Annotated in this window: 25 protein-coding genes, 1 pseudogene and 2 other annotated features; of the genes and pseudogenes, 20 read left to right on the top strand and 6 right to left on the bottom strand. The window is 37.5% G+C overall.

Annotated features, from left to right (window positions below; translation table 11 throughout):
- Positions 1 to 136: 136 nt before the first annotated feature.
- The gene (locus V7122_RS22785; protein ID WP_335346245.1) at positions 137 to 280 is read right to left on the bottom strand and encodes a hypothetical protein; all 144 of its coding nucleotides are present in this window, start codon (positions 278 to 280) and stop codon (positions 137 to 139) included.
- A gap of 131 nt (positions 281 to 411) precedes the next feature.
- Between V7122_RS22785 and V7122_RS22780 the strand changes: the two genes are divergently transcribed.
- Complete coding sequence (locus tag V7122_RS22780; RefSeq protein ID WP_335529382.1) at positions 412 to 1,785, top strand: amino acid permease; 1,374 nt, start codon at positions 412 to 414, stop codon at positions 1,783 to 1,785.
- A 76-nt stretch (positions 1,786 to 1,861) separates the two neighbouring features.
- On the opposite strand, the gene V7122_RS22775 is transcribed toward V7122_RS22780, so the two are convergent.
- Positions 1,862 to 2,491, bottom strand: a complete 630-nt coding sequence (locus V7122_RS22775; RefSeq protein ID WP_335346247.1) for a LysE family translocator — start codon at positions 2,489 to 2,491, stop codon at positions 1,862 to 1,864.
- Between the two features lie 161 nt (positions 2,492 to 2,652).
- On the opposite strand from V7122_RS22775, the gene V7122_RS22770 reads away from it, so the two are divergent.
- Positions 2,653 to 3,003, top strand: a complete 351-nt coding sequence (locus V7122_RS22770) for a hypothetical protein (protein ID WP_335346248.1) — start codon at positions 2,653 to 2,655, stop codon at positions 3,001 to 3,003.
- A 100-nt stretch (positions 3,004 to 3,103) separates the two neighbouring features.
- Here V7122_RS22770 and V7122_RS22765 read toward each other — a convergent pair whose 3' ends face one another.
- Positions 3,104 to 3,736: a LysE family transporter gene (locus V7122_RS22765; RefSeq protein ID WP_335529378.1), complete on the bottom strand. Its 633-nt coding sequence runs from the start codon at positions 3,734 to 3,736 to the stop codon at positions 3,104 to 3,106.
- Positions 3,737 to 3,915: 179 nt separating this feature from the next.
- Between V7122_RS22765 and V7122_RS22760 the strand changes: the two genes are divergently transcribed.
- Positions 3,916 to 4,383, top strand: a complete 468-nt coding sequence (locus V7122_RS22760; protein WP_335529374.1) for a YndM family protein — start codon at positions 3,916 to 3,918, stop codon at positions 4,381 to 4,383.
- A gap of 119 nt (positions 4,384 to 4,502) precedes the next feature.
- On the top strand, positions 4,503 to 5,510 hold the full coding sequence (gene galE / locus V7122_RS22755; protein ID WP_335529372.1) for a UDP-glucose 4-epimerase GalE: 1,008 nt from the start codon (positions 4,503 to 4,505) through the stop codon (positions 5,508 to 5,510).
- Here the strand turns inward: galE and galU are convergent.
- Positions 5,501 to 6,362, bottom strand: a pseudogene (galU, locus tag V7122_RS22750) (UTP--glucose-1-phosphate uridylyltransferase GalU). The gene galE and the pseudogene galU sit on opposite strands and share 10 nt — an antisense overlap.
- A gap of 176 nt (positions 6,363 to 6,538) precedes the next feature.
- Here galU and V7122_RS22745 point away from each other — a divergent pair.
- The 5 genes from V7122_RS22745 to V7122_RS22725 all read left to right on the top strand — a co-directional run bounded on the left by V7122_RS22745 (position 6,539) and on the right by V7122_RS22725 (position 10,493).
- Positions 6,539 to 8,218: a DUF6044 family protein gene (locus V7122_RS22745; protein ID WP_335529370.1), complete on the top strand. Its 1,680-nt coding sequence runs from the start codon at positions 6,539 to 6,541 to the stop codon at positions 8,216 to 8,218.
- A gap of 17 nt (positions 8,219 to 8,235) precedes the next feature.
- On the top strand, positions 8,236 to 9,273 hold the full coding sequence (locus V7122_RS22740; RefSeq protein ID WP_335487670.1) for a glycosyltransferase family 2 protein: 1,038 nt from the start codon (positions 8,236 to 8,238) through the stop codon (positions 9,271 to 9,273).
- On the top strand, positions 9,227 to 9,664 hold the full coding sequence (locus V7122_RS22735) for a GtrA family protein (protein WP_335346254.1): 438 nt from the start codon (positions 9,227 to 9,229) through the stop codon (positions 9,662 to 9,664). Before V7122_RS22740 ends, V7122_RS22735 begins: the two co-directional genes overlap by 47 nt.
- 67 nt (positions 9,665 to 9,731) lie before the next feature.
- Entirely contained in the window at positions 9,732 to 9,902 is a 171-nt protein-coding gene (locus tag V7122_RS22730) for a hypothetical protein (protein ID WP_335487664.1), read from the top strand.
- Between the two features lie 12 nt (positions 9,903 to 9,914).
- On the top strand, positions 9,915 to 10,493 hold the full coding sequence (locus V7122_RS22725; protein ID WP_335487661.1) for a uracil-DNA glycosylase: 579 nt from the start codon (positions 9,915 to 9,917) through the stop codon (positions 10,491 to 10,493).
- 78 nt (positions 10,494 to 10,571) lie between these two features.
- Here V7122_RS22725 and V7122_RS22720 read toward each other — a convergent pair whose 3' ends face one another.
- A complete protein-coding gene (locus V7122_RS22720) occupies positions 10,572 to 11,306 on the bottom strand; it encodes a YqcI/YcgG family protein (RefSeq protein ID WP_335487658.1) in 735 nt (244 codons plus the stop codon).
- 220 nt (positions 11,307 to 11,526) lie between these two features.
- Here V7122_RS22720 and V7122_RS22715 point away from each other — a divergent pair, with 220 nt between their 5' ends.
- From V7122_RS22715 to V7122_RS25850, 5 genes are all read left to right on the top strand, one after another.
- Positions 11,527 to 12,669, top strand: coding sequence for a glycerate kinase (locus V7122_RS22715; RefSeq protein ID WP_335529367.1), 1,143 nt, complete (start codon positions 11,527 to 11,529; stop codon positions 12,667 to 12,669).
- A 114-nt stretch (positions 12,670 to 12,783) separates the two neighbouring features.
- A complete protein-coding gene (locus V7122_RS22710; protein ID WP_335529364.1) occupies positions 12,784 to 13,275 on the top strand; it encodes a DUF255 domain-containing protein in 492 nt (163 codons plus the stop codon).
- Positions 13,276 to 13,733: 458 nt separating this feature from the next.
- The gene (locus V7122_RS22705) at positions 13,734 to 14,747 is read left to right on the top strand and encodes a polysaccharide deacetylase family protein (RefSeq protein ID WP_335529361.1); all 1,014 of its coding nucleotides are present in this window, start codon (positions 13,734 to 13,736) and stop codon (positions 14,745 to 14,747) included.
- A gap of 122 nt (positions 14,748 to 14,869) precedes the next feature.
- Positions 14,870 to 15,667: a DUF2935 domain-containing protein gene (locus V7122_RS22700; RefSeq protein ID WP_335529359.1), complete on the top strand. Its 798-nt coding sequence runs from the start codon at positions 14,870 to 14,872 to the stop codon at positions 15,665 to 15,667.
- Positions 15,668 to 15,836: 169 nt separating this feature from the next.
- Positions 15,837 to 15,926, top strand: a complete 90-nt coding sequence (locus V7122_RS25850) for a putative holin-like toxin (protein WP_407643410.1) — start codon at positions 15,837 to 15,839, stop codon at positions 15,924 to 15,926.
- A gap of 178 nt (positions 15,927 to 16,104) precedes the next feature.
- Here V7122_RS25850 and V7122_RS22695 read toward each other — a convergent pair whose 3' ends face one another.
- On the bottom strand, positions 16,105 to 17,364 hold the full coding sequence (locus tag V7122_RS22695) for an MFS transporter (RefSeq protein WP_335529357.1): 1,260 nt from the start codon (positions 17,362 to 17,364) through the stop codon (positions 16,105 to 16,107).
- A 167-nt stretch (positions 17,365 to 17,531) separates the two neighbouring features.
- On the opposite strand from V7122_RS22695, the gene V7122_RS22690 reads away from it, so the two are divergent.
- The 6 genes from V7122_RS22690 to V7122_RS22665 all read left to right on the top strand — a co-directional run bounded on the left by V7122_RS22690 (position 17,532) and on the right by V7122_RS22665 (position 23,250).
- On the top strand, positions 17,532 to 18,164 hold the full coding sequence (locus V7122_RS22690) for an MOSC domain-containing protein (protein WP_335529355.1): 633 nt from the start codon (positions 17,532 to 17,534) through the stop codon (positions 18,162 to 18,164).
- 62 nt (positions 18,165 to 18,226) lie between these two features.
- Positions 18,227 to 18,480: a binding site (T-box leader), on the top strand.
- Between the two features lie 61 nt (positions 18,481 to 18,541).
- Positions 18,542 to 18,784: a binding site (T-box leader), on the top strand.
- Between the two features lie 63 nt (positions 18,785 to 18,847).
- Positions 18,848 to 20,242 carry an anthranilate synthase component I gene (gene trpE, locus V7122_RS22685; protein ID WP_335529352.1) on the top strand — a complete coding sequence of 465 codons (1,395 nt, stop codon included), beginning with the start codon at positions 18,848 to 18,850 and terminating at the stop codon, positions 20,240 to 20,242.
- Positions 20,226 to 20,837 carry an anthranilate synthase component II gene (locus V7122_RS22680; protein WP_335529350.1) on the top strand — a complete coding sequence of 204 codons (612 nt, stop codon included), beginning with the start codon at positions 20,226 to 20,228 and terminating at the stop codon, positions 20,835 to 20,837. Before trpE ends, V7122_RS22680 begins: the two co-directional genes overlap by 17 nt.
- Complete coding sequence (trpD, locus tag V7122_RS22675; protein WP_335529349.1) at positions 20,809 to 21,834, top strand: anthranilate phosphoribosyltransferase; 1,026 nt, start codon at positions 20,809 to 20,811, stop codon at positions 21,832 to 21,834. Before V7122_RS22680 ends, trpD begins: the two co-directional genes overlap by 29 nt.
- A gap of 1 nt (position 21,835) precedes the next feature.
- On the top strand, positions 21,836 to 22,627 hold the full coding sequence (gene trpC / locus V7122_RS22670; protein ID WP_335529347.1) for an indole-3-glycerol phosphate synthase TrpC: 792 nt from the start codon (positions 21,836 to 21,838) through the stop codon (positions 22,625 to 22,627).
- Positions 22,627 to 23,250 carry a phosphoribosylanthranilate isomerase gene (locus tag V7122_RS22665; protein WP_335529343.1) on the top strand — a complete coding sequence of 208 codons (624 nt, stop codon included), beginning with the start codon at positions 22,627 to 22,629 and terminating at the stop codon, positions 23,248 to 23,250. The genes trpC and V7122_RS22665 overlap by 1 nt, the downstream gene beginning before the upstream one ends.
- Positions 23,251 to 23,268: the final 18 nt, after the last annotated feature.

The following is a 23,268-nucleotide window of genomic DNA, read 5'->3' as shown; positions in this document are numbered from 1 at the left end:
TCGATTATAAGCTAAACTTATCATTTTGACAACCTTAAAAAACTAGAAGAATAATGTTAATAAGTACATATCAAAGAAAGAGTTTTTATCGTTATGAAGGACTTTTCCGACTTTTGGAAAAGTCCTTCACCTATTATTACTCTTTAATTCCATGGAGCCATTCTTGATAACATTCAGGGCAAAGTATTTCATCCTTGTCCATATTTGATACATAAAATGTGACTTGATGTAATTCTTTTTCCCCCGTTTCACTGTTGCAGTAAAAACATTGGTTAGCCATTTAAAATCCCCTCCTATTGCTTATTTTGAAACCTTTTAAGCCTCTTTATTCTTCATGGATTGGTTATTTGGAGATACATATTTAATGGTATGGGGCAAATAATAATTTGGAGTTTCGGAGGGGGGATTGGCATGGAAATACCGGCTCGTGCTGCTGACAAAGGGGATATTAGCGAAGATGGAAAAAAGCTAGCTTGGTGGCAGCTGTCGTTAATCGGTGTCGGATGCATTATTGGAACAGGGTATTTTGTTGGGACCGGAATTGGTATAAGAATGACTGGCCCCGCAATTTTAATAGCCTTTATTCTGGCAGCGATAGGCACTTACACAGTTTTTGACGCTTTAGGAAAAATGTCCGCAAAGGACCCGCAAAAAGGGGCATTTCGTTCATACGCGAAAAAAGCATATGGGCGTGGAGCTGGGTTTAGCAGTGGGTGGGTCTATTGGTTTTCTGAAATGCTGATTTCCGGTAGCCAGTTGACCGCTCTTTCATTATTAACACGATTCTGGTTCCCTAATGTACCTCTTTGGATTTTTTCCTCCATTTATGCAGTGCTAGGGGTTTTCGTTATTGTCATTGGAACAAAGGGATTTGAGAAAGTCCAGAATATTTTTGCAATTATTAAAATTGCTGCAATATTGATGTTTATCATCTTGGCGATCACCGTTTTATTTGGATTATTTGGAGGAAATCTAAAGGATTTTAAAGTCCCTACAGAAGGAAATGAAATCCTGCCTAGAGGATTTTATGGTTTATGGTCTGCATTAATCTTTGGATTTTATGCCTTTGGCGGGATAGAAATAATGGGGATTTTGGCAACTAGGTTAAAAAATAAAGAAGATGTTCGTAAATCAGGCTCTGTTATGTTGATCATCTTAACGACCATTTACTTAATCTCTTTAGCTTTAGCTACGGGATTAGCAGCGATAGATAAATTTAGTAAAAATGAAAGCCCGTTTGTTATTGCTCTTGATAAATATGATATCACCTTTTTTCCACATGTATTTACTGGAGGCATTATTATTGCCGGCTTTTCGACTATGGTCGCTACCCTATTTGCCGTTACAAGCATGATTGTCACTTTAGCGGAAGATGGAGATGCCCCAAAAATTTTCTCGAAAAAGGGTAAGCTAAAAGTTCCTCCACTGGCACTTTCCTTAACAATTGGCGGGTTAGTGACATCAGTTTTATTGGCATTAGTCATGCCTGACAGTGTGTATGAATATATTACGACAGCAGCTGGGTTAATGCTGTTATACAATTGGTTGTTCATTCTAGTTTCTTTCCCGAAGCTGATTAAAGCTACGAAATTCGACCATGTTAAACGCTTTATAGGGATGGGTTTAATTTTGCTCGCAATAACTGGAACACTTTTCGAGAAATCAAGCCGCCCGGGATTCTTTGTGAGTATCCTTTTTGTCGGTTTAGTGATAAGTATGTTACTAATTATGAATTTCATTAAGAAACGAAAGCAAAGTAAAGGATATAATCCCCAAAAAGCATAAGCTTTAAAGTAAACAAGGGTTGAACGTCTAATGGAAATTAGAGGACAACCCTCGTAATCAACCTATGGTCATCTTTTTATTGGAAAAATAATAAAAGAACCGCCTCATATCCAAAATAAATTCCAAACCCAATTAATGAAATACCTGAGACAATAGAGATGCCCGCAAGAATCTTACCAGATAAAAATCTTCTAAAGCTGCTTGCAATCCCAGCCATCGTTACATCCCAAATAAATAAGCCAACAATGATGGCAGAACTAAATGTTAACAATTGTAGCTGATCGAATTGTGTAGCCGTCTTTGCTAAGACAGATCCGAAAATGCCCAACCAGAATAAAATGGTTAAAGGATTGGAAATCGAAATGAAAAAGCCGGAAATAAAAGATTTGATAGCGGATTCACTTTTATTACGAGATGATAATTCAATTTTTCCAGCACCTTGAATACTTTCAATACCTGTATAAATGAGAACAAAGAAGCCAAATGACCACAAAAAGGTTTTGACAATGGGTATTTCAAGAAACTGAACTACACCCAAAAAAACAGCAATCATATATAGGATATCTGCAATCATAGCGCCAAAGCCGACAAGCCATGAATGCCAAAAGCCATTTTTAATCCCCTTATCTAATTGTGCTGCATTCACTGGCCCAATCGGTGCAGCCAAAGTAAGCCCAAGAAAGACATAACCCAAAAAAATCCCCATGTTTTTTCTCCTTGCTATGTATTATTCAATTAATAGGTTTGTACACATTCTATTCATGATTTAGAGGCTGTACTACAATTTTTCCTAAAGAATAAATAATTCAATTAGGAAAATAATAAATTTGAAATCTTCTTTAATACTCATATTGGAGGGCATTCTGAATGTCGGTCATCGTTTACCAAACCTTTGAGATAAAACAGGAAAAATTCAAAGATGGGTTAGATAATTTACTTGAGATTAAAAAATACAGAAATGAAAATTATCATCATAAGGTAGAAATTTTAACGCCCATTTCAGGAAAGGACCATACATACGCTGTTATTTCAACATACGAAGGCCTTGCAGAAATGGAACTGCAAAACAAGAAGATGTTCGATGATGATGAGTATTTAAAATTGATTGGTCAATTCTTTTTAGAGGATATTGTTCAGGGCAGCATGAATACACAATTTTTTAGAGTAATGAATGATAAACCGGAATTGAAAGATAAAGACAAAGAAAAAGGGAAATAGTCTTTATCTTTGGAGGAGTAGCCTGTATAATTTACGGAGTAAAAAGGAATTAACAAAAAAAGCGGGAATCATTTATTGATCCCGCTTCTTCTATGTCACTTCAAAAAAACACCGCTTTTATTCCATGATAGGCAAAATATAAACCGAATCCAAGTAATGATAGGCCAGAAAAAATAGAAATAGCCTTAAGACTATGTACAGTTAAAAATCTTCGAAACCCTGTTGTTAATCCCGCAATGAGAATATCCCAAATGGTGAGTCCCAAAAATATCATGCTGCTATAAATTAATAATTGACCAGTCCCATAGACTTGGGCTGTTTTAGCGAGTACAGATCCGTAAATTCCTAACCAGAATAGGATGGATAAGGGGCTGGATATGGACATGAAAAACCCTGTCAAGAAGCATTTTGTTATTGAATCTTTCCCCCTAGTTTCTTCCAAAGTAATCATCTTAGCGCCTATAATGCTTTCTATCCCTGTATAGATGAGAATAAACCCTCCAAAAAGCCAGAGAAATATTTGAACAATCGATATTTCCAAAAAGTGTACCATCCCTAAATAAACCGTTAGCATGAAAATTCCATCTGCTATCATAGAGCCGATCCCTACAATCCATGCATGCCAAAAACCATTCTTTATACCTTTATCCAACCTAACCGAGTTAACCGGACCAATTGGAGCTGCCAAAGTAAACCCTAAAATGATATAACTCAGGAAAATGTTAACATTCAATAATGACCACTCCAATCGGATAGGTTCCTAACTTGTACATTTTATGTGCAAAAAATGTTCCTATGAATCTTTGTCCAAAAACTTTCTTTAGTCATTGCCGTTATTTCTGAATTCGCAAATTCCTAAACTGAATAGGAAAAGCCGAATATAAGCAAAATAGACTAAAAGGAGATGATGTTGTGAAGCATGCAAAAGCATTTTTGTTAAAGTTTATTTCTTGTTTAGTCATTTTATATATTATACTTGGCTTATTTTATGGCATGTCCTTTGGAATGGTATTCTTAATTTCATTAGCATTGGGAGCATCCTCTTATGTTCTTGGCGACTTTCTTGTGTTGCCTAGGTCTAATAATTTCATTGCGACAATCACCGATTTTGTCCTGGCTTTCCTCGTGATTTGGTCTTTAAGTATCAGTTTGACCCTAAGAGAAAATATAGTGACGATGTCTCTCGTTGCTGCCGCTGGAGTCGCCCTTTTTGAAATTATATTTCATAGATACATGGCCAATCAGATTATCACTAAAATGAACAGCCATACTGCACGGCCAACCAAACTGCAATTTCAAACAGAAGCTTCAGAAGAACTGACTCCTTCTGAGACAGATTTAAAATTAAATGAAGATAAAAGTAATCGTGGAGAGGAATGATCCATTATTAATAACGTCTGCTTAGTCGAGCAGGCGTTTTTTAATGTTTTTTTGGGAGAATACAAACAATTTCTATTGCATATAGAGAAGGGAGAAATGGATTTACGGGGGGAGAACTAATGGCGATTTTGGTAACTGGAGGCGCAGGTTATATTGGCTCACATCTTGTTGATTATTTAATTGAGAAAGGTATGAAGGTAATTGTCATCGATAACCTGCAGACTGGCCACCGAGAGGCCATTCATCCAAAGGCAATTTTCTATGAGTGTGATATACGTTCTTCAGAAATAATAATGAATATTTTTAATAATGAAAAAATAGAGGCAGTTTTTCATTTTGCGGCCGCTTCACTAGTCGGAGAATCAATGAATGATCCGTTAAAGTATTATGATGTAAACGTAAGCGGAACACGGTCTCTGCTTGAGGCGATGAGCAGGCACTGTGTTAAATACCTAGTATTCTCATCTACTGCGGCCGTTTATGGGGATTCGCATAAACAGCCAATTAAAGAAAGCTTTCCACTTCAGCCCTCTAATCCATATGGTGAGACAAAGCTTGCAATGGAGAGGATGATCAAATGGTGGGGAGATGCCTTTAATGCAAGCTATGTCTCATTACGATATTTCAATGCAGCCGGTGCGAAGGAAACAGGTGAATTAGGAGAGTGTCATCTTCCTGAAACCCATTTAATTCCTATTGTTCTGCAGGCAGCACTGGGAATGAGAGAATACGTAACAATTTATGGAGATAAATATCCGACAAAGGATGGAACCTGTATCCGAGACTTTATTCATGTAGAGGATTTAGCAGAGGCTCATTCAATGGCACTCCAATACTTACAAAATGGAGGAAAAAGTAATGTATTTAATCTTGGCAATACTGCGGGATATTCGGTAAAGGAGGTAATAAGGGCTTCTATAGAAGAAACAGGGAAAAATATAAAGGTGATAGTAGGAGATAGGAGGCATGGTGATCCCGCAGAATTAATTGCTTGTTCGGATAAAGCTTTGAAAATATTAGGCTGGAAACCAAAGAAATCTTCAATACACAAAATAATACAGGATGCTTGGAATTGGCACATAAAGTATCCAGAGGGATACAAAAGTTTATCAGCTTTTCAAAAATGAATTTGTTTTAAGTACAGGTATAGTTTTTCTTTTAATTCCGGTCTCTTTAATGCAAAATTAATGGACGCTTCCAGAAAGCCAAATTTATCACCAACATCATATCGTTTCCCTTTGATAATATATGAAAAAATAGACTCGTGCTCTAGCAATAAATGCAAAGCATCAGTTAGCTGGATTTCATCATATTTGTCTTGCTGCACATGATCAAGAATTTCAAAAATAAGTGGGGTTAGAATATATCTTCCAATAATCGCTTGCGAGGATGGAGCCATAACAATGGATGGTTTTTCAATCAAACTATCAACTTTAAACAATTCTCCCGTTTGTTCTGTATAGCCGATGATTCCATACTTATCAACATCCGAGCGCGGCACCTCTTTACTGCCGATAATGCTCGTTCCCATTTTATTAAACTGGTAACATTTGCTTTAAGGCTGGCTCTTCATGTTCAATAATGTCATCACCCAAATGAACTGCAAATGGCTGATTTCCGATAAATTTTTTTGCGCATAAGACGGCATGGCCTAACCCTAATGGTTCCTTTTGCCGAACATAGTGAATATCGGCCATTTCAGATATTTTCTGGACCTCATGAAGCATTTCTATTTTTCCTGTTCGCTTTAACAGCAATTCCATTTCTACTGACTTATCAAAGTGGTCTTCTATAGCTCTTTTATTCCTTCCTGTTACAATAATAATATCTTCAATCCCCGACGCAATCGCTTCTTCAATAATATATTGGATGGCTGGTTTATCAACGATTGGGAGCATTTCCTTTGGCAGAGCTTTTGTTGCCGGCAGGAAGCGGGTTCCTAAACCAGCGGCGGCAGGAATGACTGCTTTTTTTATCATCCATGATCCCCCTAATCATTTGGCTTTCCCGTATCCATTTCTATGTACGGAAGAGGCTGTCTTATCCCACCTGTTTACAGAAAATGAGCAAAAAGGAATATTTTCCTCCACAAAGAGCACCTTAAAACTATTAATAAGACTTTTGCAGGGAATATGCTTTTGAGGTGTATGAAGAAATGCCAACTCAAAAAAAACATATCGAAAGAAGGTTTTTAATTTTTGCCTTTCTTGCCTTAGCTGTTTTTGTCTCCCCGCTGTTCATATTAGGGGAGAATGCACATATACGAGTTCACGATAATTTGGATTCCAATTTAGCCTGGTATAAAGTCATAGCTGAAAGTGGACAATTAACCGGGTCTGTCAATGCCGTCATTCCGCAAATAATAAATGGACAATTATCCCGAAATGCATTTGGAACGGAATTTAGTCTGATCGTTTGGCTTTATGCTCTCTTTCCTGCAATGACGGCTTATGCAATTAGCCAGACGATTACTAGGGTTTTTGCGTTCATAGGGATGTATTTACTGTTGAAAACCCATTTCTTAACTGGGCAACAGTGGACTATTCTAACTGTGAATATAGGCACTTCTCTTGCATTTGCATTTACCCCATTTTGGCCATCAGGGATGTTAAGCACTCTTGGTATGCCTTTGGCCTTATGGGCTTTCCTCAATATCCGGAAAAAGGAGAAAATGTGGAAAAGCTATCTGGTGCTAACTCTCCTTCCTTTCTATTCTAGTATTGTTTTAGGTTTCTTCTTTTTTCTAACTGCTATAGGGATCTTTTGGCTAATTGAAGTAATGATGAAGAAGCGGTGGAATTGGCGTTTTCTATTGTCTATTGGTTATATGACTCTTTTGTATGCAATCGTGGAATACCGGCTAGTCTATTCTTTTCTGTTTGATGATGAACCAAACAGCAGAGATGAATATTTTCACGCAAGATTATCCATTTGGCGCTCTATTAGACTTACCTATAAAAATTTCATCTATGGTCATCATCATGCTGCAACTATTCATACTTTAGTCATCTTGCCTGTAATGTTTTTGGCATTATTCATTATTTTAAGAAAGAAAATCTGGAAAAAGGAAAGAGCCTTTGTTTTTTTATTTATCCTTAATATCACTTTATCAGTATGGTATGCATTCTGGTTTTATAAGGGATGGCTGCCATTAACGAAGCGATTTCACTTTTTAGATACTTTCAATTTTGCCCGGTATCACTTTCTGAGGCCGCTAGTCATTTATGTACTGTTTGCTTTGTCATTAAAGGTTCTAATGGATACAAGGTGGAAAAGGACAGTTCCTATACTTGTTGCTGCACAGCTAATTGTTTGTTCTGTAACTAATGAAGAAATCATCTTTCAAACAAAGCCAACATTTAAGCAATTTTTTGCTGTGGATCAATTTAAGGAGATTAAAGATTATATAGGAATTCCTCAGAAAGATTATCGTGTGGCGAGTATTGGTATTCACCCGGCTATCGCTCAATTTAACGGTTTTTATACCCTCGACACTTATAATAATTTTTACCCTTTATCTTATAAATATCAATTTAGGAAAATTATTGAGAAGGAATTGGCAAAAAATAAAACAATCCGCCTTTATTTTGATGAATGGGGAGGACGCTGCTATATTTTTACAGCGGAACTAGGAAAGCGCTATATGTTTAAAAAAAATACAAAAAAGCGATTAAAAAACCTTGAGCTTAACATCAAGCCATTTAAGGAAATGGGTGGCCAATATATTTTTTCTGCCGTTCCCATTGATAATGCATATGAAAATAATCTGAGCTTAGAAAGGACGTTTGAATCATCTAGCTCTGCTTGGAAAATTTATTTATATAAAGCGATCTAACACCAGGAGGAATCAGAATGGATCATCCAATGCTCACGATAATTGTTCCATGTTATAACGAAGAGGAGATTCTCCCAGATACGATGCTACAGCTAAGCATTTTTCTCCAAGAGCTAGTAAAGGAGAGGTTAGTTTCGAGTAATAGTAAAATTTTATTTGTTGATGATGGGAGTAAGGATCAAACATGGGAAATCATATATAGAAAGAGTTTAAAAGACGAGCTAATTAAAGGGTTAAAGCTTTCAAGAAATGTCGGACACCAAAAGGCGCTTTTGGCTGGATTAATGGCAGCCAAGACTGTTTCGGATTGTGTTATTTCCATTGATGCAGATCTTCAGGATGATATTTCTGTCATACGTGAATTTATTTTGAAATACCGAGAAGGCTATGAAATCGTCTATGGGGTCAGAAGAAAACGGGATACAGATACATATTTCAAAAGGAGCACGGCCCAAGGCTTTTATAAATTAATGAAGAGGATGGGGGTGGATCTTGTATATAATCATGCTGACTTTCGATTAATGAGCAATAGGGCTCTTTATGAATTACAGCGCTATGATGAGGTGAATATTTTCCTCCGCGGCATTGTGCCAATACTAGGCTTAAAGTCTACCTCCGTCTACTATGACCGAAAAGAACGAAGTGCCGGAGAAACGAAATATCCGCTAAACAAAATGATCGCCTTTTCACTTGAGGGATTAACCTCTTTTTCTGTTACGCCTATTCGTGTCGTCATGCTTGTTGGATTTCTTTCTTTCTTTATTAGTCTTTTATTTGGAGTCTACTTTCTCAGTTTAAAGCTATCCGGTAAAACGGAAACGGGCTGGACATCCTTAATAACTTCTATTTGGTTAATTGGCGGGATTCAGCTCATTTCTATTGGTGTGGTTGGTGAATACATTGGAAAAATATATAGTGAAACGAAGCGAAGACCGAAATATATGGTTGATATTGATACATTTAATTTGCCGATTCCACGTTCGCTAATAAATGATGGAGAAAATGAACATGAACTCTTTGACCATAATTATGGAAAATTATCTGAAACGAACTAATTCCTTTTTCCGTTTTTTATTAGTAGGAGTGGTAAATACGTTAATTGGACTCTCCATCATGCTTCTTCTATTAAATGCAGCAGAAATGTCCTATTGGATTTCTACCTTCATTGGAAATGGCGTTGGAGCTTTTGTAAGTTATTTTTTAAATCGAAGTTTTACCTTTCAGAGTAAAATTCATTTGAAAACGAGTATCCCACGCTTCATTATCGTGATTTTGAGCTGCTACATTTTCTCTTATTCCGTAAGCCATATGGCCTTAAGAATCTTTGAAGAGGGTAATAGCCTGTTGGCAGAAAACTTGGCAGTTGTAATAGGAGCAGGATTATATACACTCCTAAACTATTTAGGGCAAAGGTTTTATGTATTTAAGAATATGGAGGCTGTATGACTTTGCTTTATGGAGGAACAATAGGAATACAGATTGGTTCTAATAAAAAGAAATTGGAGGGGTAAAGATGCGAAATGATCAATTGAATCTTAACAATCATAAATTAAATGACCAGGAGAAAGATATGGAATTTGAAATTAGTACAACAGGCTATGGATTACAATCGGTCGTTGAGTCGGACGAGACAAATACTTTAGAAAAGAAGCAAAACAACCATAACAGCTGTGGTGGACTGTAATCAGAACAGGAGATGACGGGTATTATTGAATTTTGTCCAGCCATTTGGCCTGAGGAACGAGTGCCAGAGGATCAAAAGGATTGTCGTGAATGCAAACTTAATAAGCATGGGACAAGGATGGTGTGGGGGGAAGGCAATCCTGGTGCTCCTATCATGATTATCCTTGATAATCCAGGAGCACGAGAAGATCGTGAAGGGAATCCATATGTTTGCGGAACTAGGTTTACATTACAAAAATCCGCTAACGAGGTAGGCATACAGCCTAGTGATTTATATGTAACGTATATTTTAAAAAGAAGACCTGTTCGTGCCTATAATAAAGAGGAAGCTAGGAAATCTTGTATCCAGCATTTAAGGGTGCAGTTAGCAGAAAAGAAGCCGAATTTTATTTTTTGTTTAGGGAATATTGCTGTTCAATCATTTTTCGAAAATCCTGAAGCAGAGGTGAAAAAACTGCGAGGCTCCTGGCACAATGTAAATGGATTCCCGACAGCTGTTGCTTATCATCCGCTTGCCATTAGAAGAAGACCGAATTTATGGCCGATATTTATGAGTGACTGGGAGATGCTGGCACAGCGATTTCATCTCTAGAATGTCAGTTTATTTACAAAAAAGCCAAACCTAATGAAATACAGAGTTTGGCTTTTTTATATGTCATTATTTAACAACTTACATTTTATTTTTTTCTTTATGAAACGGGCATTGGGAAAATGTGCTTTGATCATCTGGCAGGAAATATTGTGTCCATTCATAATTATCGCTATTTCCATAAGAGTTTAATGCAGGGTGAATAGTAGTGCTGTCATAAGCGCATAAACGTTCGCGGATTTGCTGTTTTATTTTATCAGCCTGTTTTCCTTTTGCGAGGAATTCTTTTAGAACAAATCTTGGTGTGATGGCTAACATTAAATATGGAAAGCTTCTGCTTTTTCTATTTATGTGTGCAGGGGTCGCACAGTACATAAAATAGGGTGTCCCATGAAAACAGAATTCCCAAAATGGATGAATTGGGTTTGTAGGTATGATATCTGGCCAAGGCAATTCATCTAGCATCGTTAAGTTGATTAGGTGTTGCCAGAACAATTCCTGATATTCTTTAATGCTAAAATTCAAGTCTTCTTTAGAGGAATTAAAAAATATAATGAGAGACGTATATTTTCCGAAGCTTTTATAATGTAAGGAATATTCCTTAAGTATTGCTGCCAGTTCGTAAGAGGTCTCATATTTTAATGGGCTGTCAATGAAGCCGTATCTCAGGTGACCAGACTTTAACCCTAAAGTGGCGGGGATGCAAGGAAATAATTGATTCGCATCAGTCATTTTTTGAATAAACAGCTCATAGGCTTTCTTCTGCCATCCTTCTGTATCATGCTTTTCCAGCTCTAAATCCTGAAGTAATATCATAGTTATCGCACACTCCTATCCTTACTTCATTAAAATATGCATGATCTTCGGATAGGTGATTGCCCTTAATTGTAGGTTCATGCAAAGCATGGACTTCTTTTTAATAGGAGAATTCTAATACCAATAACGCGTATTTAAGCCTATAATAGTGAATAGAAGTTACTGAATATTTAATTTTATTTATATATTATTAATAAAATCTAATAAGGTGGCAAGGAAAATGAAAATTGTGATTGCACCCGATTCATTCAAGGGGAGTTTAACGGCACTTGAAGCAGCAAAAGCCATTGAAAAAGGGGTGAAAAATGCAATTCAGCATGCAGAAACCGTTCTAGTTCCAGTTGCAGACGGTGGAGAAGGGACGATGGACAGTCTAGTATCTGCTACAAATGGTCATAAGGTAGAGATTGAGGTTAAGGGACCATTACTTGATCCTGTACAAGCTGCTTATGGATTATTAGGTGATCAGGAAACATGCGTGATAGAAATGGCTAGTGCATCAGGGTTATGTCTCATCGATTCTGCTAGGCTTAATCCTATGACAGCCACAACATTTGGGACAGGACAGCTAATTAAAAAAGCATTAGATGATGGATGCAGCAAATTTATTTTAGCGATTGGTGGAAGTGCGACCAATGATGGCGGGTTAGGTATGCTTCAAGCACTAGGAATGAAGTTTCTTGATGCTAATGGAGAGTTAGTCGGATATGGAGGTTCTGAACTAGGAAGAATTGTTGATATTGATGATGAAGAGTTTGATTCACGAATTGCATATTGTGAATTTTTAATAGCGACAGATGTTCAGAATCCATTAGTAGGGGAAAAGGGAGCAACTCATGTGTTTGGTCCGCAAAAAGGGGCTACACCTGAAATGGTTGAAATTCTAGACAACAACTTAAGGCATTGGGCAGATTTAGTAGCATTAAAAACAGGCATTCGCCTGCATGATATGCCCGGAGCCGGAGCGGCAGGAGGAATTGGTGGAGCCTTCCAAGCTTTTTTTCCATCTAAAACAAAGCGAGGCATTGACATTGTCATAGAATATTCAGGGCTTGTTGAACAATTAGCTGGAGCAGATTGCGTATTTACTGGTGAAGGTCAGATTGATTTCCAAACTGCCTCAGGAAAGACACCTATGGGCGTAGCTGAAGCAGCTAAACTGAAAGGAATCCCTGTTTTTGCTCTGACCGGGTCCATTGGCCAAGGAATTGATGTTTTATATGAACACGGTATTACAAGTGTTCATAGTATTATTAATTCTCCTATGACACTGCAAAAAGCCATTGAAAGCGCTGCTATTTTACTCGAGCAAACAGCTGAACAAGTTTTGCGAACTTTTATAGCAACAATAAGAAGGCTATGAATATTCATTAATTTTTCCTCACCTTAATGGAAATAATATCTTTGTCAAAAGTAGATGTTCAATTATAGATTTTTTTTCAGAAGGAGTTATTTCCATATTAAGGAGTTGTGTAGTATGCAGTCTTTCTTATCCGAAGAACGTTATTCCCCAACATACAATTGGTTAGTGCTATCTAGAAGCCCTTATTTAAAAAAGCATGAGCGGAGTCCTGTAAATTGGCTAGAGTGGTCAATAGAAGCGTTTGATAAGGCGAAAAGGGAATGTAAGCTTGTTTTTGTCAGTATTGGGGATAATCATTGTCATTTGTGTACTGTCATGGAACATGAGTCGTTTGAAGATATGGAGACAGCCCAGCTATTAAATGATAAGTTTATTTGCATGATGATTGACAAGGAAGAGCATCCGGATATTGCTTCTCTATGCTTGAGCAAGTGTCAGAAGATGGATGTAAAAGGGGACGGGCCGCTAAATATTTTTTTATCTTCAGAGCAGGAAACTCTTTATGCTGCGAGGTATTTACCGAAGGAAAGTCTAGATGATGGTATGATTGGATTTAAAGAATTAATCACGCAGGTGTATAAACAAAATGTCTTAAACCATGATTAGGAACAAGTATATAGGAAGTTACGTAAAAATTGCAGTTCTTGCCTTTATGCAAGAACTTTTTTTTGCAAAAAAAATTCCGCCCATAAGGAGCGGATAAAAAAGAGACCTTGGATCAATTAAGAAATAATTCGAAGTGGAAACAACATATAGTGTTTGTGTTCATGAAATAATACTATATATTGTTAAAAGGATTCTACCATATTTATTTTATTAGAGCAAATTATTTAGTATTTTCTTGATTTATTTCGTCTGCTATATTAAATATTTACTAATTTTTGGAATCAATTGAAAAAGAATGAGAGATTGGTTAATCTTAAAGAAAGAAGATTTGTAGCGAAAATTTAATAGTTTTGTAAAGAAAAAGTGAAAATTGACAACTTTTCTTAATATAAAATCGTTTTTATAATGTAGGACCTATTACTTTTAGCAGAAAGATTAGAGATGGAAAGGTGAACATCATGAGAAGTAAAAGGAAAAGAAAAAGAAAAACAACCTATTCGAAAGGGAAGTTATTAATTTCATTGATAGTTTGTTTAACATTAGTTTTTACAACGGTTAAGACAAACAATCATAGTGAAGCATTGGCTGTTTCTAGTTTATCACAACCGATTAATATTATGTATTCCTTACTTACAAATAGGCATTTTGATCATGCTGAGGAGATGAATGGATACGTTAATAATAAAATTCGAGCTTTTTACATATTAAAGAAAAAAATGGATCTAGAACATAGTGAACAAACATTAAATGAGCAAGAACTGAAAAATAATCCGGAAAAGCATGACCCTGTAGAAAATGATATTAATAGTATAGAAACTAGTATTAAAGATAGCGTTTCTTCAAAACAAGAAAACTCCCAAATAAAGCAACAAAATGAAGAAAAAGTCATATATTTAACATTTGATGACGGACCTTCCGCCTATACATTAGACATACTGCAAACATTGAATTCATTTGACATGAAGGCTACTTTTTTTATGCTTGAGCCTAATATGAGAAAGTATCCAGAGGAATTACATGCTATTATCAATAACGGTCATATCCCCGCCTTACACGGAGTTTCACATAATGTCGCCAAAATTTATCGGTCGGAAAAGACAGTAGTTGACGAAATGACAATAGCGCAAGCCACCTTAATGAAAATGACAGGTGCAGGTACATCATTAATTAGAACTCCTTATGGTTCCGCGCCATATATGAAACCTTCCTATTTGAAAGCCGTGGAAGCAGCCGGGTTTCAACTATGGGATTGGACTGTAGATAGTGAGGATTGGAAATACCGCAATGGTGAATATGTTGAAAGAGTTATTCAACAAATCGAAAATTTTAAACATAAAGATAGACCAATCGTCATTTTACTCCATGATAGAAGCACAACAGCAGAGCATTTGCCATCTCTGCTAACCTATTTACAAACAAACGGTTATAACGCCGAAATATTGAATAAGCAACTTTCTGCCTTTCACTTTTAAAAAAATCTGGACATTCATTCCGGCTTTTATTTATGTCCAAAAGAGTTCAATGATTAAAATGTCATAAAAGTCCCATCTCCCCGATAAGCTTTTATGAATGATTGTGAAAAGGGGGAGAGTGTTTGGCTGCAAGCTTCGAAAAGGCTGCAAAATTTGAGCATGGATTTTGGTTGCAAGTATTAGGAGATCATGCCCGGTTTATTCATGATTCTCTTGCGCCTTCAGAAAAAAAATTAGTACAAGAAGCTAATTATTTTATTCAGGTTTTTGATCAGCTGCTTGGAAGAGTCGAGGTAGAAAATTTACTGGAGCTCAGCAGAAAAGCAGATGAAGAGGCAATGGAAATTCGCCAATTAAAGTTGACTATTCTTGAGCGCCATCTCGTTGGAAAAGTAAAGATTCATCTCGGACCAACATTTATGAATCATATGGTAAATGAAGTAGATGAGTACTTACTTATTTTAAAGTATTTGAAAATCGGCGAAGCACCACCTGTTTTTCATGAGCTGCATCACCATTTGCTTTGGCTTTTGGATGCTGCAGGGCATGCAGGGGCAATTTCTGATAATATGGAACTTCCAGAAAAAAGAATAAAAAAATTAAGTTATGAGTTTACGAAGGATTTTGAAGCCTTTTATTTAAAGGCTGTTGAACTGACGGGATTTCTTCGAACAAATCTTACCACATTTCCTGCATTGAAGAAATTTAATAAAGATGTATCATTAGAAATGAAGCTGTTTATGAACTTTTTAGATGAAATTGAGGAACTTAGGCTAAGTAAGGAGGCATTAGGAACATTTTCTGCGCTAATGGCAGACCACATGTTCAGAGAAGAATGCTATTATTTATCAAAACTTGCAGAATCAACACAGGCAGAAAAACCTGACTGTGACCCATCGAAGCCGAGAGTGAAGGAATAGAGATGTGTAGCCACCTTAGGTGGTTTTTTCTAATGGAAATAGTAGGAAAGCATCATTTTTACAAATATAGAACGTATGTTCTTTTGTTGGGCCAAGTTTGTGTTATAATGGAGAAGCAATAGGGAGTTTTCTCAAGGGTGGTCGGCTAAGCCCCGTTTGAAAGGGGGTGATGCCTATGACAGTATTTGAAACAATTATGATTATGATTTCTTTTTCTAGTCTAATCATTGCTGTCTTGTCTTTTAACCACAAAAAATAGACCTCCCTTGACCTGATAATTGAGGAGAGGTCTAGTCTTTGGACTGGCCGCCGCTCAGGGAACGACGACTATTGCGGATGACCGTGGGTGCTCCAACACCTGCGGTCATTTCTTTAAATTATATTTACAACTATAGGATAACATATACGATTAAGAAAGTCATCCAGAAGCTCTTTAACTAAGCATCCTCCTCATCAGGCTTTATTGCCATAAATGTGGCAATAATGGCAATGACAGTAAGACCGCTTAAGAAAAAAAATAATACCTTTTCAGTATGCTCCATAAATAATGCCATGACAGGAGGACCAGCAGCAACACCAATAAATCTCATTGAATGATAAATGGATGTGATGGTTCCTCTTTCTTCTTTTTCAATTCCACATGTAATTAAGGCATCTAAACAGGGAAGGGCTACCCCTATTCCGATACCGCCAAAGGTAAATAATATGAGCATGAACCATAATCCACTTGAAAAGCTTAAAATGGCAACGGAAACAGCAGTCAATGCAGATCCTCCGAAGATAATCCATTTCATTAATACTTTATTTTCTTTTATTATTTTTCCGGTTACAAAAGAGGCAATACATAAAGCCCCTAATGGAACTGCAAGTAAAAAGCCTTTTTTAATATTGATGATGTTATATGTTTTTTCCAGTACATCTGATAAATAAAACAATACTCCAAATAAAACAAACATCATAATGACACCAATGACAAAAATCGCATTCAGCCATTTTCCATTATGTGTAAATGTGTTTTTTATATTTACTAAAAACTCCTTAAATGGAACGGGCTCCTCACGTTCATTAGGTGTTTTGATTAAAAGCCATACAAGTAATATCGATAGCGCACAAAACACTGGAAAGGCAAAGAATGGGAGAAACCAGAAAAAACTGGCTAGAAAGGCTCCAAGTATAGGACTAAGTACTTTACCAAATGTATTTGATGTTTCAATCATTCCGAGCGAACTGCTGACTTCATCATCGCTTTTAAACATATCACCAATGAGCGGCATGACAATGGGAGCTGCTCCCGCCGCCCCAACCCCTTGTAAAGCACGTCCGCAAAGAATAATCCAATAAGCGTCATTGGCCTTCCAGGCTGCCCATCCTGAGAGAAGTCCACCAATTCCAGCAATTAGGAGGCTCGGGATTATGACCTTTTTCCGTCCAATATAGTCTGATAATCCCCCTGCTATAGGGATTAGGATGATGGCTACAATTGAATATACGGTCAGAATCATACTAGTCTGTAAGGAGGATATATTAAGGTTTTTCTCCATAGCAGGCAGAACAGGAATTAGCATGGAATTTCCAAGTGTCATCACAAGTGGAATCGAAGCGAGTGAAAGAACAGCCCACTTTTTGTTAGGAACATTGCCTTTAGACTTTTTTTTAGCCTTTTGACCCCCGATTTCTAATTTTTCAACATGCTCCATTGAATATCCCATCCCCTTAGTCATCATACCTAATAATAATATGGCTTTTAAAAATAGAAAGTAGTAGGGACTTTTTATGGTAAATATTAATTGGAATTCATTGTCATGTATTATAATGGTAGAAGGCAAATAACGAGAAAATAATATCTTTATTCGAGGTGGAAATGATGGGGAATCAAATTTTGACATTAAATATTGGAAGACCCAATCTTCATTTGTGGGATGGTGTAACATTTAATTCAGCTATAAGAAAAAAGCCAGTAAGTGAAGTTTTGCTGACAAAAGACGGATTTAAAGGGGATTCAGTTGGTAACCGTGAATTTCATGGGGGAACGGATAGGGCTGTTTGCTTATATCCTTTTGAACATTATCAGCAATGGGAAAAGGAATTTCAAAAGCCGTTTCAGATGCCTGCATTTGGGGAAAATATTAGTGTGGCTGATCATCAAGAGAAGGACGTTTATATTGGCGATATTTTTTTACTCGGTGAAGCCATTATTCAGGTTTCACAAGGGAGGGTGCCATGTGCATCCATTTCCAAGCATAACAAAGCTGAGAACTTGCTTAGCAGGGTAGTGAAGACTGGGTATACTGGCTATTTCTTTAGGGTCCTGCAGGAGGGTATAGTGAAGGAGGACTCTTCACTGACATTAGTGGAGAGAAAGCAGGAGAAGTTCTCTGTATTAGCGGGAAATCAACTAATGTTTCATGATCGAAAAAATCGTGCAGCGATTGAAGAGCTGCTCCAGGTAGAGGAGCTTGCAGAAGCTTGGAGAAATAGGTTAAAGAAGGCTCTTTAAAAAAAATGAATTTTTATCCTTGACTTTTTTTATAATTAAGAATAATATAAAAAGCAACATAACGTACGGCGTTGACGAAGAGTAGTAACTTTTACGGGTACTTAAGAGAGCTGATGGGTGGTGCGAATCAGTGTAATCGTATTAGCGAATGGACTTCCGAGCCTCCAAACCGAACCTTTAATAGGAGCAGTAGGCTTTGGCGAAAAGTCTCATCGTTACAAGAGACAGGTATTCAAATGATTATTTCATTTTGATATCTGTTAAGTGAGCTAATTTTAGCTAATGAAGGTGGCACCACGGGTCTCTCGTCCTTTTTTTGGAGGGAGGCCCTTTTTGTATTTCAAATATTTATTGTTATAGCCTTTTAAAAAAGAATAACTAAATCGTTGAGTAAGAGTAGTACAATGTTCAGAAGCATTACAGAGAGCCGGAAAGGGTGAGAGCCGGTATGTGGAGAGCAGTTGGAATGGACTTGCGAGAGGCTTCTTGAAGGATAGTAGGGAAGCACGGAATTCCACCGTTATATGGATAGGGTATCGATTTACATCCGTACCTGAACAAGGGAGCAGAATTCTGTTCTAAATTTGAGGTGGCACCACGGTCAACGATACGTCCTCTATATGCACAAATATTGTGCGTATAGGGGACTTTTTTATTTTTATAACCGTTAAGGAGAGTGTATCATGCCGAAAGTAAAGGAAATCATTATTAGCGAAATTGAAGGGGATACGTTAACCCCAATTCTTATTTACCAGCGTCTTAAAGGGACAAAAAAATTTCTCTTTGAAAGCTCACTTAAACATGAAAAGGCTGGCAGGTACTCTTTTATTGGAACAGATCCCGTTATTGAATTAATTGGAGAAGAAGATTCCAGTACAATCCTTTCAGCAAAGGGAAGGAAACGGATTCAGAAGCATCCGCTTGAAGTATTGAAAGATATACTGCCGCCGATTGAACAGGATGAGATTGGAAATTTTCCATTTTGTGGAGGGGCTGTAGGCTATGTAGGTTATGATGTCATCCGTCAGTATGAAAATATCGGGAAGGCCCCAAAGGATGAATTACATATTCCCGATGTTCATTTAATGTTTTTCGAGGAAGTGGTCGTGTTTGATCATCTTGAACAGAAAGTGTATTTAATCTCTATTCCTTTATTTAGCGAGTTATCTGAATTGCAATCTTTACATGATAAGAGACTAGAGGAAATTCAGCATGGCAAAGTGAACAGTGAACCAAGTGAAGTTTCACTTTCAACTTTTAAAGCATCCATAAAGAGAGAAGAATTTATCGAAAAAGTGAAGCGGGCGAAAGAACATATTGTAGAAGGTGATATTTTCCAAGTGGTGCTGTCTCAGCGTTTGCAAGGAACAATTACAGGTGATCCATTTTCTTTCTATCGCAAGCTTAGAGTGCAAAATCCATCCCCTTATATGTATTATTTAGACTTCGAAGGATACAAAATCGCGGGCACTTCACCGGAAAGCTTAATTAAAGTAAATGACGGGAAGGTGACAACTAATCCAATAGCGGGAACAAGGCCAAGAGGGAAATCCGAGGTGGAAGATCATTCCTATGAAAAAGATTTATTGGTGGATGAAAAGGAGCTTGCGGAGCACCGAATGCTGCTGGATTTAGGCAGAAACGACCTTGGCCGTGTTTGTGAGCTTGGTTCAATTGAAATTGAGAAGTATATGAAGATTGAGAAATATAAACATGTCATGCACCTAGTATCTGAGGTGAGCGGTATTTTAAAAAAGGATTTATCAGCGATCGATGCTTTAATCGCTTGTTTGCCGGCAGGAACTGTTTCTGGCGCTCCAAAAATTAGGGCGATGGAAATTATTAACGAGCTGGAGGAAGTAAAAAGAGGTGTTTATTCAGGAGCAATCGGATATTTCTCAGCGAATGGAAGTATGGACTTTGCCCTTGCCATTCGGACAATGTTAATAAAGGATCAAAAAGCATTTATTCAGGCGGGTGCCGGGATTGTTCATGATTCTGTGCCAGAAAAAGAGTTTGAAGAAACGATTCATAAATTAAGAGCTTTTTTGGAGGGCCAAGATGATATTACTTATTGATAATTATGATTCATTTACTTATAACCTATATCAATATTTAGGGGAGCTGGGGGAGGAAGTACATGTCGTTAGGAATGACAGGATTTCAATAGAGGAGATCAAGGAAATGAAACCGGATGCCATTGTGTTGTCACCTGGGCCTGGCAGACCGGAGGATGCAGGCATTTGTTCAGCCATTATCCAATCCTTCTATGAGACCAAGCCAATATTGGGAATATGCCTTGGACATCAAGCAATCGGGTATACATTCGGAGCAAATATAACGAAAGCGAACAATATTATGCACGGGAAGATTTCAAAATTAAAACATAATGGATCAGATTTATTTGCATATTTGCCTCAGCCAATTGACATCATGCGGTACCATTCCCTTGTGATTTCCGAGGAGACATTACCTGAGGGATTTCAGATCCTTGCAAAATCGATGGATGACAATGAAATAATGGCAATTAAACATAAGCAGTTCCCGTTATTTGGCCTTCAATTTCACCCTGAATCAATTGGAACTGCATTAGGCAAAAGAATATTGGAAAATTTCTTAAATCATATCGGGAGGGGAAGTAAGCATGAAAAGCATCTTACAGAAAATTTCTAATGGGGATTCATTAACAGAACAAGAAATAACGGAAGCAACGGAGCTTCTATTTACTGAGGATATTACTGATAGTGAAATTGCAGGTTTATTAATCGGCCTTAAAACGAAAGGAGAAACAGTTGAAGAAATTGCCGGCTTAGCTAAAGCGTTAAGGGGAAAATCACTGACGTTTAATATGAGAATTCCGAATGTTATGGATAATTGCGGAACAGGAGGAGATGGGTCGAAAAGCTTTAATATTAGTACAACTTCTGCTTTTGTTCTTGCAGGTGCTGGAATTCCAGTTGCCAAGCATGGAAACAGAAGTGTATCAAGTAAAACGGGAAGTGCGGATGTATTAGAACATCTAGGTGTGGATTTAAATTTGGATGCATCACGTACAGAGGAAATTTTACTAAAGGTTGGGATTGCCTTTTTATTCGCTCCACATGTACACCCGCAGCTGAAAAGGATTATGAAAGTGAGAAAAGATTTGCGAATTCCGACTGTCTTTAATTTAATTGGACCGCTTACAAATCCTGTTGATTTAGAGACACAGCTCCTCGGGATCTATCGCCGAGATTATCTCGTACTCTTTGCAGAAGTGTTAAAGACATTAGGAAGAAAACGTGCAGTTGTCCTAAATGGGGCAGGGTTTATGGATGAGGCGTCACTTCAGGGAGAGAATCATTTAGTGATTCTGGAAAATGAAAACTTGACTGAAAGAGTCCTTCATCCAGAAGAGGTAGGTTTATCAGTATACACGAATGATGCCATTCGCGGCGGCGATTCCAAAGAGAATGCACGTATCCTCTTAAATGTATTGAATGGAAAGAAGGGAGCTTATCGAGATACCGTTCTCCTTAATGCAGGAATTGGAATCTTCACAGCAGGAAAAGCGCAGACAATTCAAAAAGGGATTGAATATGCAAAGGAAAGCATTGATTCTGGAGCGGCACTAAATAAACTGGAACTGCTCATTCATGAGAGCAAATTTATAAAGGAAAGGGTGATCTGAGGTGACTACGATCTTAAATATCATTTTAGAAGAAAAGGAAAAAGAGGTTTTGAGACTAAGGGAAGAAGAATTGGACATTCATGACCTGCCGCTTAGAAAAAAGCGCTCCTTTCTAAAAAAGCTTCAACAAAGGGATTCACTTGCAATTATCGCTGAATTTAAAAGAGCATCACCTTCAAAAGGGGATATTAATATCGGTGCTGATCCTAAGGTCCAAGCTCAATCTTATATAGATTTTGGAGCAGATGCCATTTCTGTTCTGACCGATACTCCCTTTTTTAAAGGAGGTTTTGAGGATTTATCGTCAGTTAGGGAAGCTGTTGATGCCCCATTGCTCTGCAAGGATTTTATCATTGATGAAGTTCAGATTCTGAAAGCGAAATCCTCTGGGGCAAATTTGATTCTGTTAATTGCTGCAGCATTGGAGGATCAGCGTCTGACAGAGCTATATAATTTCGCTTTAAACAACGGGCTTGAAGTGCTTATGGAGGTTCATAATGAGGCTGAGCTGCTAAAGGTCCTGCGTACTGGAGCACAAATAATCGGCGTTAATAATCGTGATTTAAAAACCTTCTCAGTTGATTTAGCCATAACGGGAAAGCTTGCTCCGAAAATTAAAGCAGCAGGTGCCTTCCTCATAAGTGAAAGCGGCATTAAAACAGTAGAGGATGTTCAAAGAGTGATAGATGCTGGTGCCGATGGAATCCTTGTTGGGGAGGCATTTATGAAATCTGAAAATCTCGAAGGTTTAATGAAGCGAATGAAACAGCCTATAAAAGAGGTGACGAACTAATGAAGGTGAAAATTTGTGGAATTATGGACGTTGAAACTGCGTTAAAAGCGATCGAATCGGGTGCAGATGCGCTTGGGTTTGTTTTTGCAGATAGCAAGAGGAAAATCAATTCTGATCAAGCAAGGAAAATTATTAAAGTGATTCCTGATGAGATTCTTAAGGTAGGCGTGTTTGTAAATGAAGATCCGGATGTCATTCGAAAGATTGTCAATGAGGCAGGAATCAATGTCATCCAGCTTCATGGGGATGAGTCACCTGAATATTGTTCGCAATATTCTGTACCGGTCATAAAGGCGTTAAGCATTGAATCTCAAGAGGATTTAAATCAAATTAGTCAGTTTTCGTGTGATTATTACCTTCTTGATAGCCCTAAAGGGAAATACCGCGGGGGGAACGGGGTCACATTTGATTGGAATGTATTAACCGGTGAAAACTTGGACGGGAAAAAGGTCATTCTTGCTGGCGGACTTTCAATTGATAATGTTGAGCAGGCCATTGAGATAACGGCACCGTATATGGTCGATGTCAGCAGTGGGGTAGAAACAGACGGAAAAAAGGATGTAAATAAGATAAAAATATTTATTAATCAGGCTAAAAAAAGATCCATGCATGGAATTGGCTGACAAACGTAAAAATTGGCT

It is taken from the genome of Bacillus sp. JJ1532, assembly GCF_036965085.1.
GTDB lineage: Bacteria > Bacillota > Bacilli > Bacillales > Cytobacillaceae > Cytobacillus.
The sequence above is the reverse complement of the archived record's forward strand: the minus strand, read 5'-3'. Positions and strand labels throughout refer to the sequence as shown.

Coding starts and splice junctions, on each gene's coding strand:
- V7122_RS22720 (WP_335487658.1), bottom strand. CDS start 11,306: ATGATATTACTTCAGGATTTAGAGCTGGAAAAGCATGATACAGAAGGA.
- V7122_RS22695 (WP_335529357.1), bottom strand. CDS start 17,364: ATGGAGCATGTTGAAAAATTAGAAATCGGGGGTCAAAAGGCTAAAAAA.
- V7122_RS22780 (WP_335529382.1), top strand. CDS start 412: ATGGAAATACCGGCTCGTGCTGCTGACAAAGGGGATATTAGCGAAGAT.
- trpD (WP_335529349.1), top strand. CDS start 20,809: ATGAAAAGCATCTTACAGAAAATTTCTAATGGGGATTCATTAACAGAA.
- galE (WP_335529372.1), top strand. CDS start 4,503: ATGGCGATTTTGGTAACTGGAGGCGCAGGTTATATTGGCTCACATCTT.
- V7122_RS22680 (WP_335529350.1), top strand. CDS start 20,226: ATGATATTACTTATTGATAATTATGATTCATTTACTTATAACCTATAT.
- V7122_RS22775 (WP_335346247.1), bottom strand. CDS start 2,491: ATGGGGATTTTTTTGGGTTATGTCTTTCTTGGGCTTACTTTGGCTGCA.
- V7122_RS22715 (WP_335529367.1), top strand. CDS start 11,527: ATGAAAATTGTGATTGCACCCGATTCATTCAAGGGGAGTTTAACGGCA.
- V7122_RS22735 (WP_335346254.1), top strand. CDS start 9,227: ATGAACTCTTTGACCATAATTATGGAAAATTATCTGAAACGAACTAAT.
- V7122_RS22740 (WP_335487670.1), top strand. CDS start 8,236: ATGGATCATCCAATGCTCACGATAATTGTTCCATGTTATAACGAAGAG.
- V7122_RS22705 (WP_335529361.1), top strand. CDS start 13,734: ATGAGAAGTAAAAGGAAAAGAAAAAGAAAAACAACCTATTCGAAAGGG.
- V7122_RS22690 (WP_335529355.1), top strand. CDS start 17,532: ATGGGGAATCAAATTTTGACATTAAATATTGGAAGACCCAATCTTCAT.
- V7122_RS22745 (WP_335529370.1), top strand. CDS start 6,539: ATGCCAACTCAAAAAAAACATATCGAAAGAAGGTTTTTAATTTTTGCC.
- V7122_RS22770 (WP_335346248.1), top strand. CDS start 2,653: ATGTCGGTCATCGTTTACCAAACCTTTGAGATAAAACAGGAAAAATTC.
- V7122_RS22730 (WP_335487664.1), top strand. CDS start 9,732: ATGCGAAATGATCAATTGAATCTTAACAATCATAAATTAAATGACCAG.
- V7122_RS22665 (WP_335529343.1), top strand. CDS start 22,627: ATGAAGGTGAAAATTTGTGGAATTATGGACGTTGAAACTGCGTTAAAA.
- V7122_RS25850 (WP_407643410.1), top strand. CDS start 15,837: ATGCCTATGACAGTATTTGAAACAATTATGATTATGATTTCTTTTTCT.
- V7122_RS22785 (WP_335346245.1), bottom strand. CDS start 280: ATGGCTAACCAATGTTTTTACTGCAACAGTGAAACGGGGGAAAAAGAA.
- trpE (WP_335529352.1), top strand. CDS start 18,848: ATGCCGAAAGTAAAGGAAATCATTATTAGCGAAATTGAAGGGGATACG.
- V7122_RS22710 (WP_335529364.1), top strand. CDS start 12,784: ATGCAGTCTTTCTTATCCGAAGAACGTTATTCCCCAACATACAATTGG.
- V7122_RS22725 (WP_335487661.1), top strand. CDS start 9,915: ATGACGGGTATTATTGAATTTTGTCCAGCCATTTGGCCTGAGGAACGA.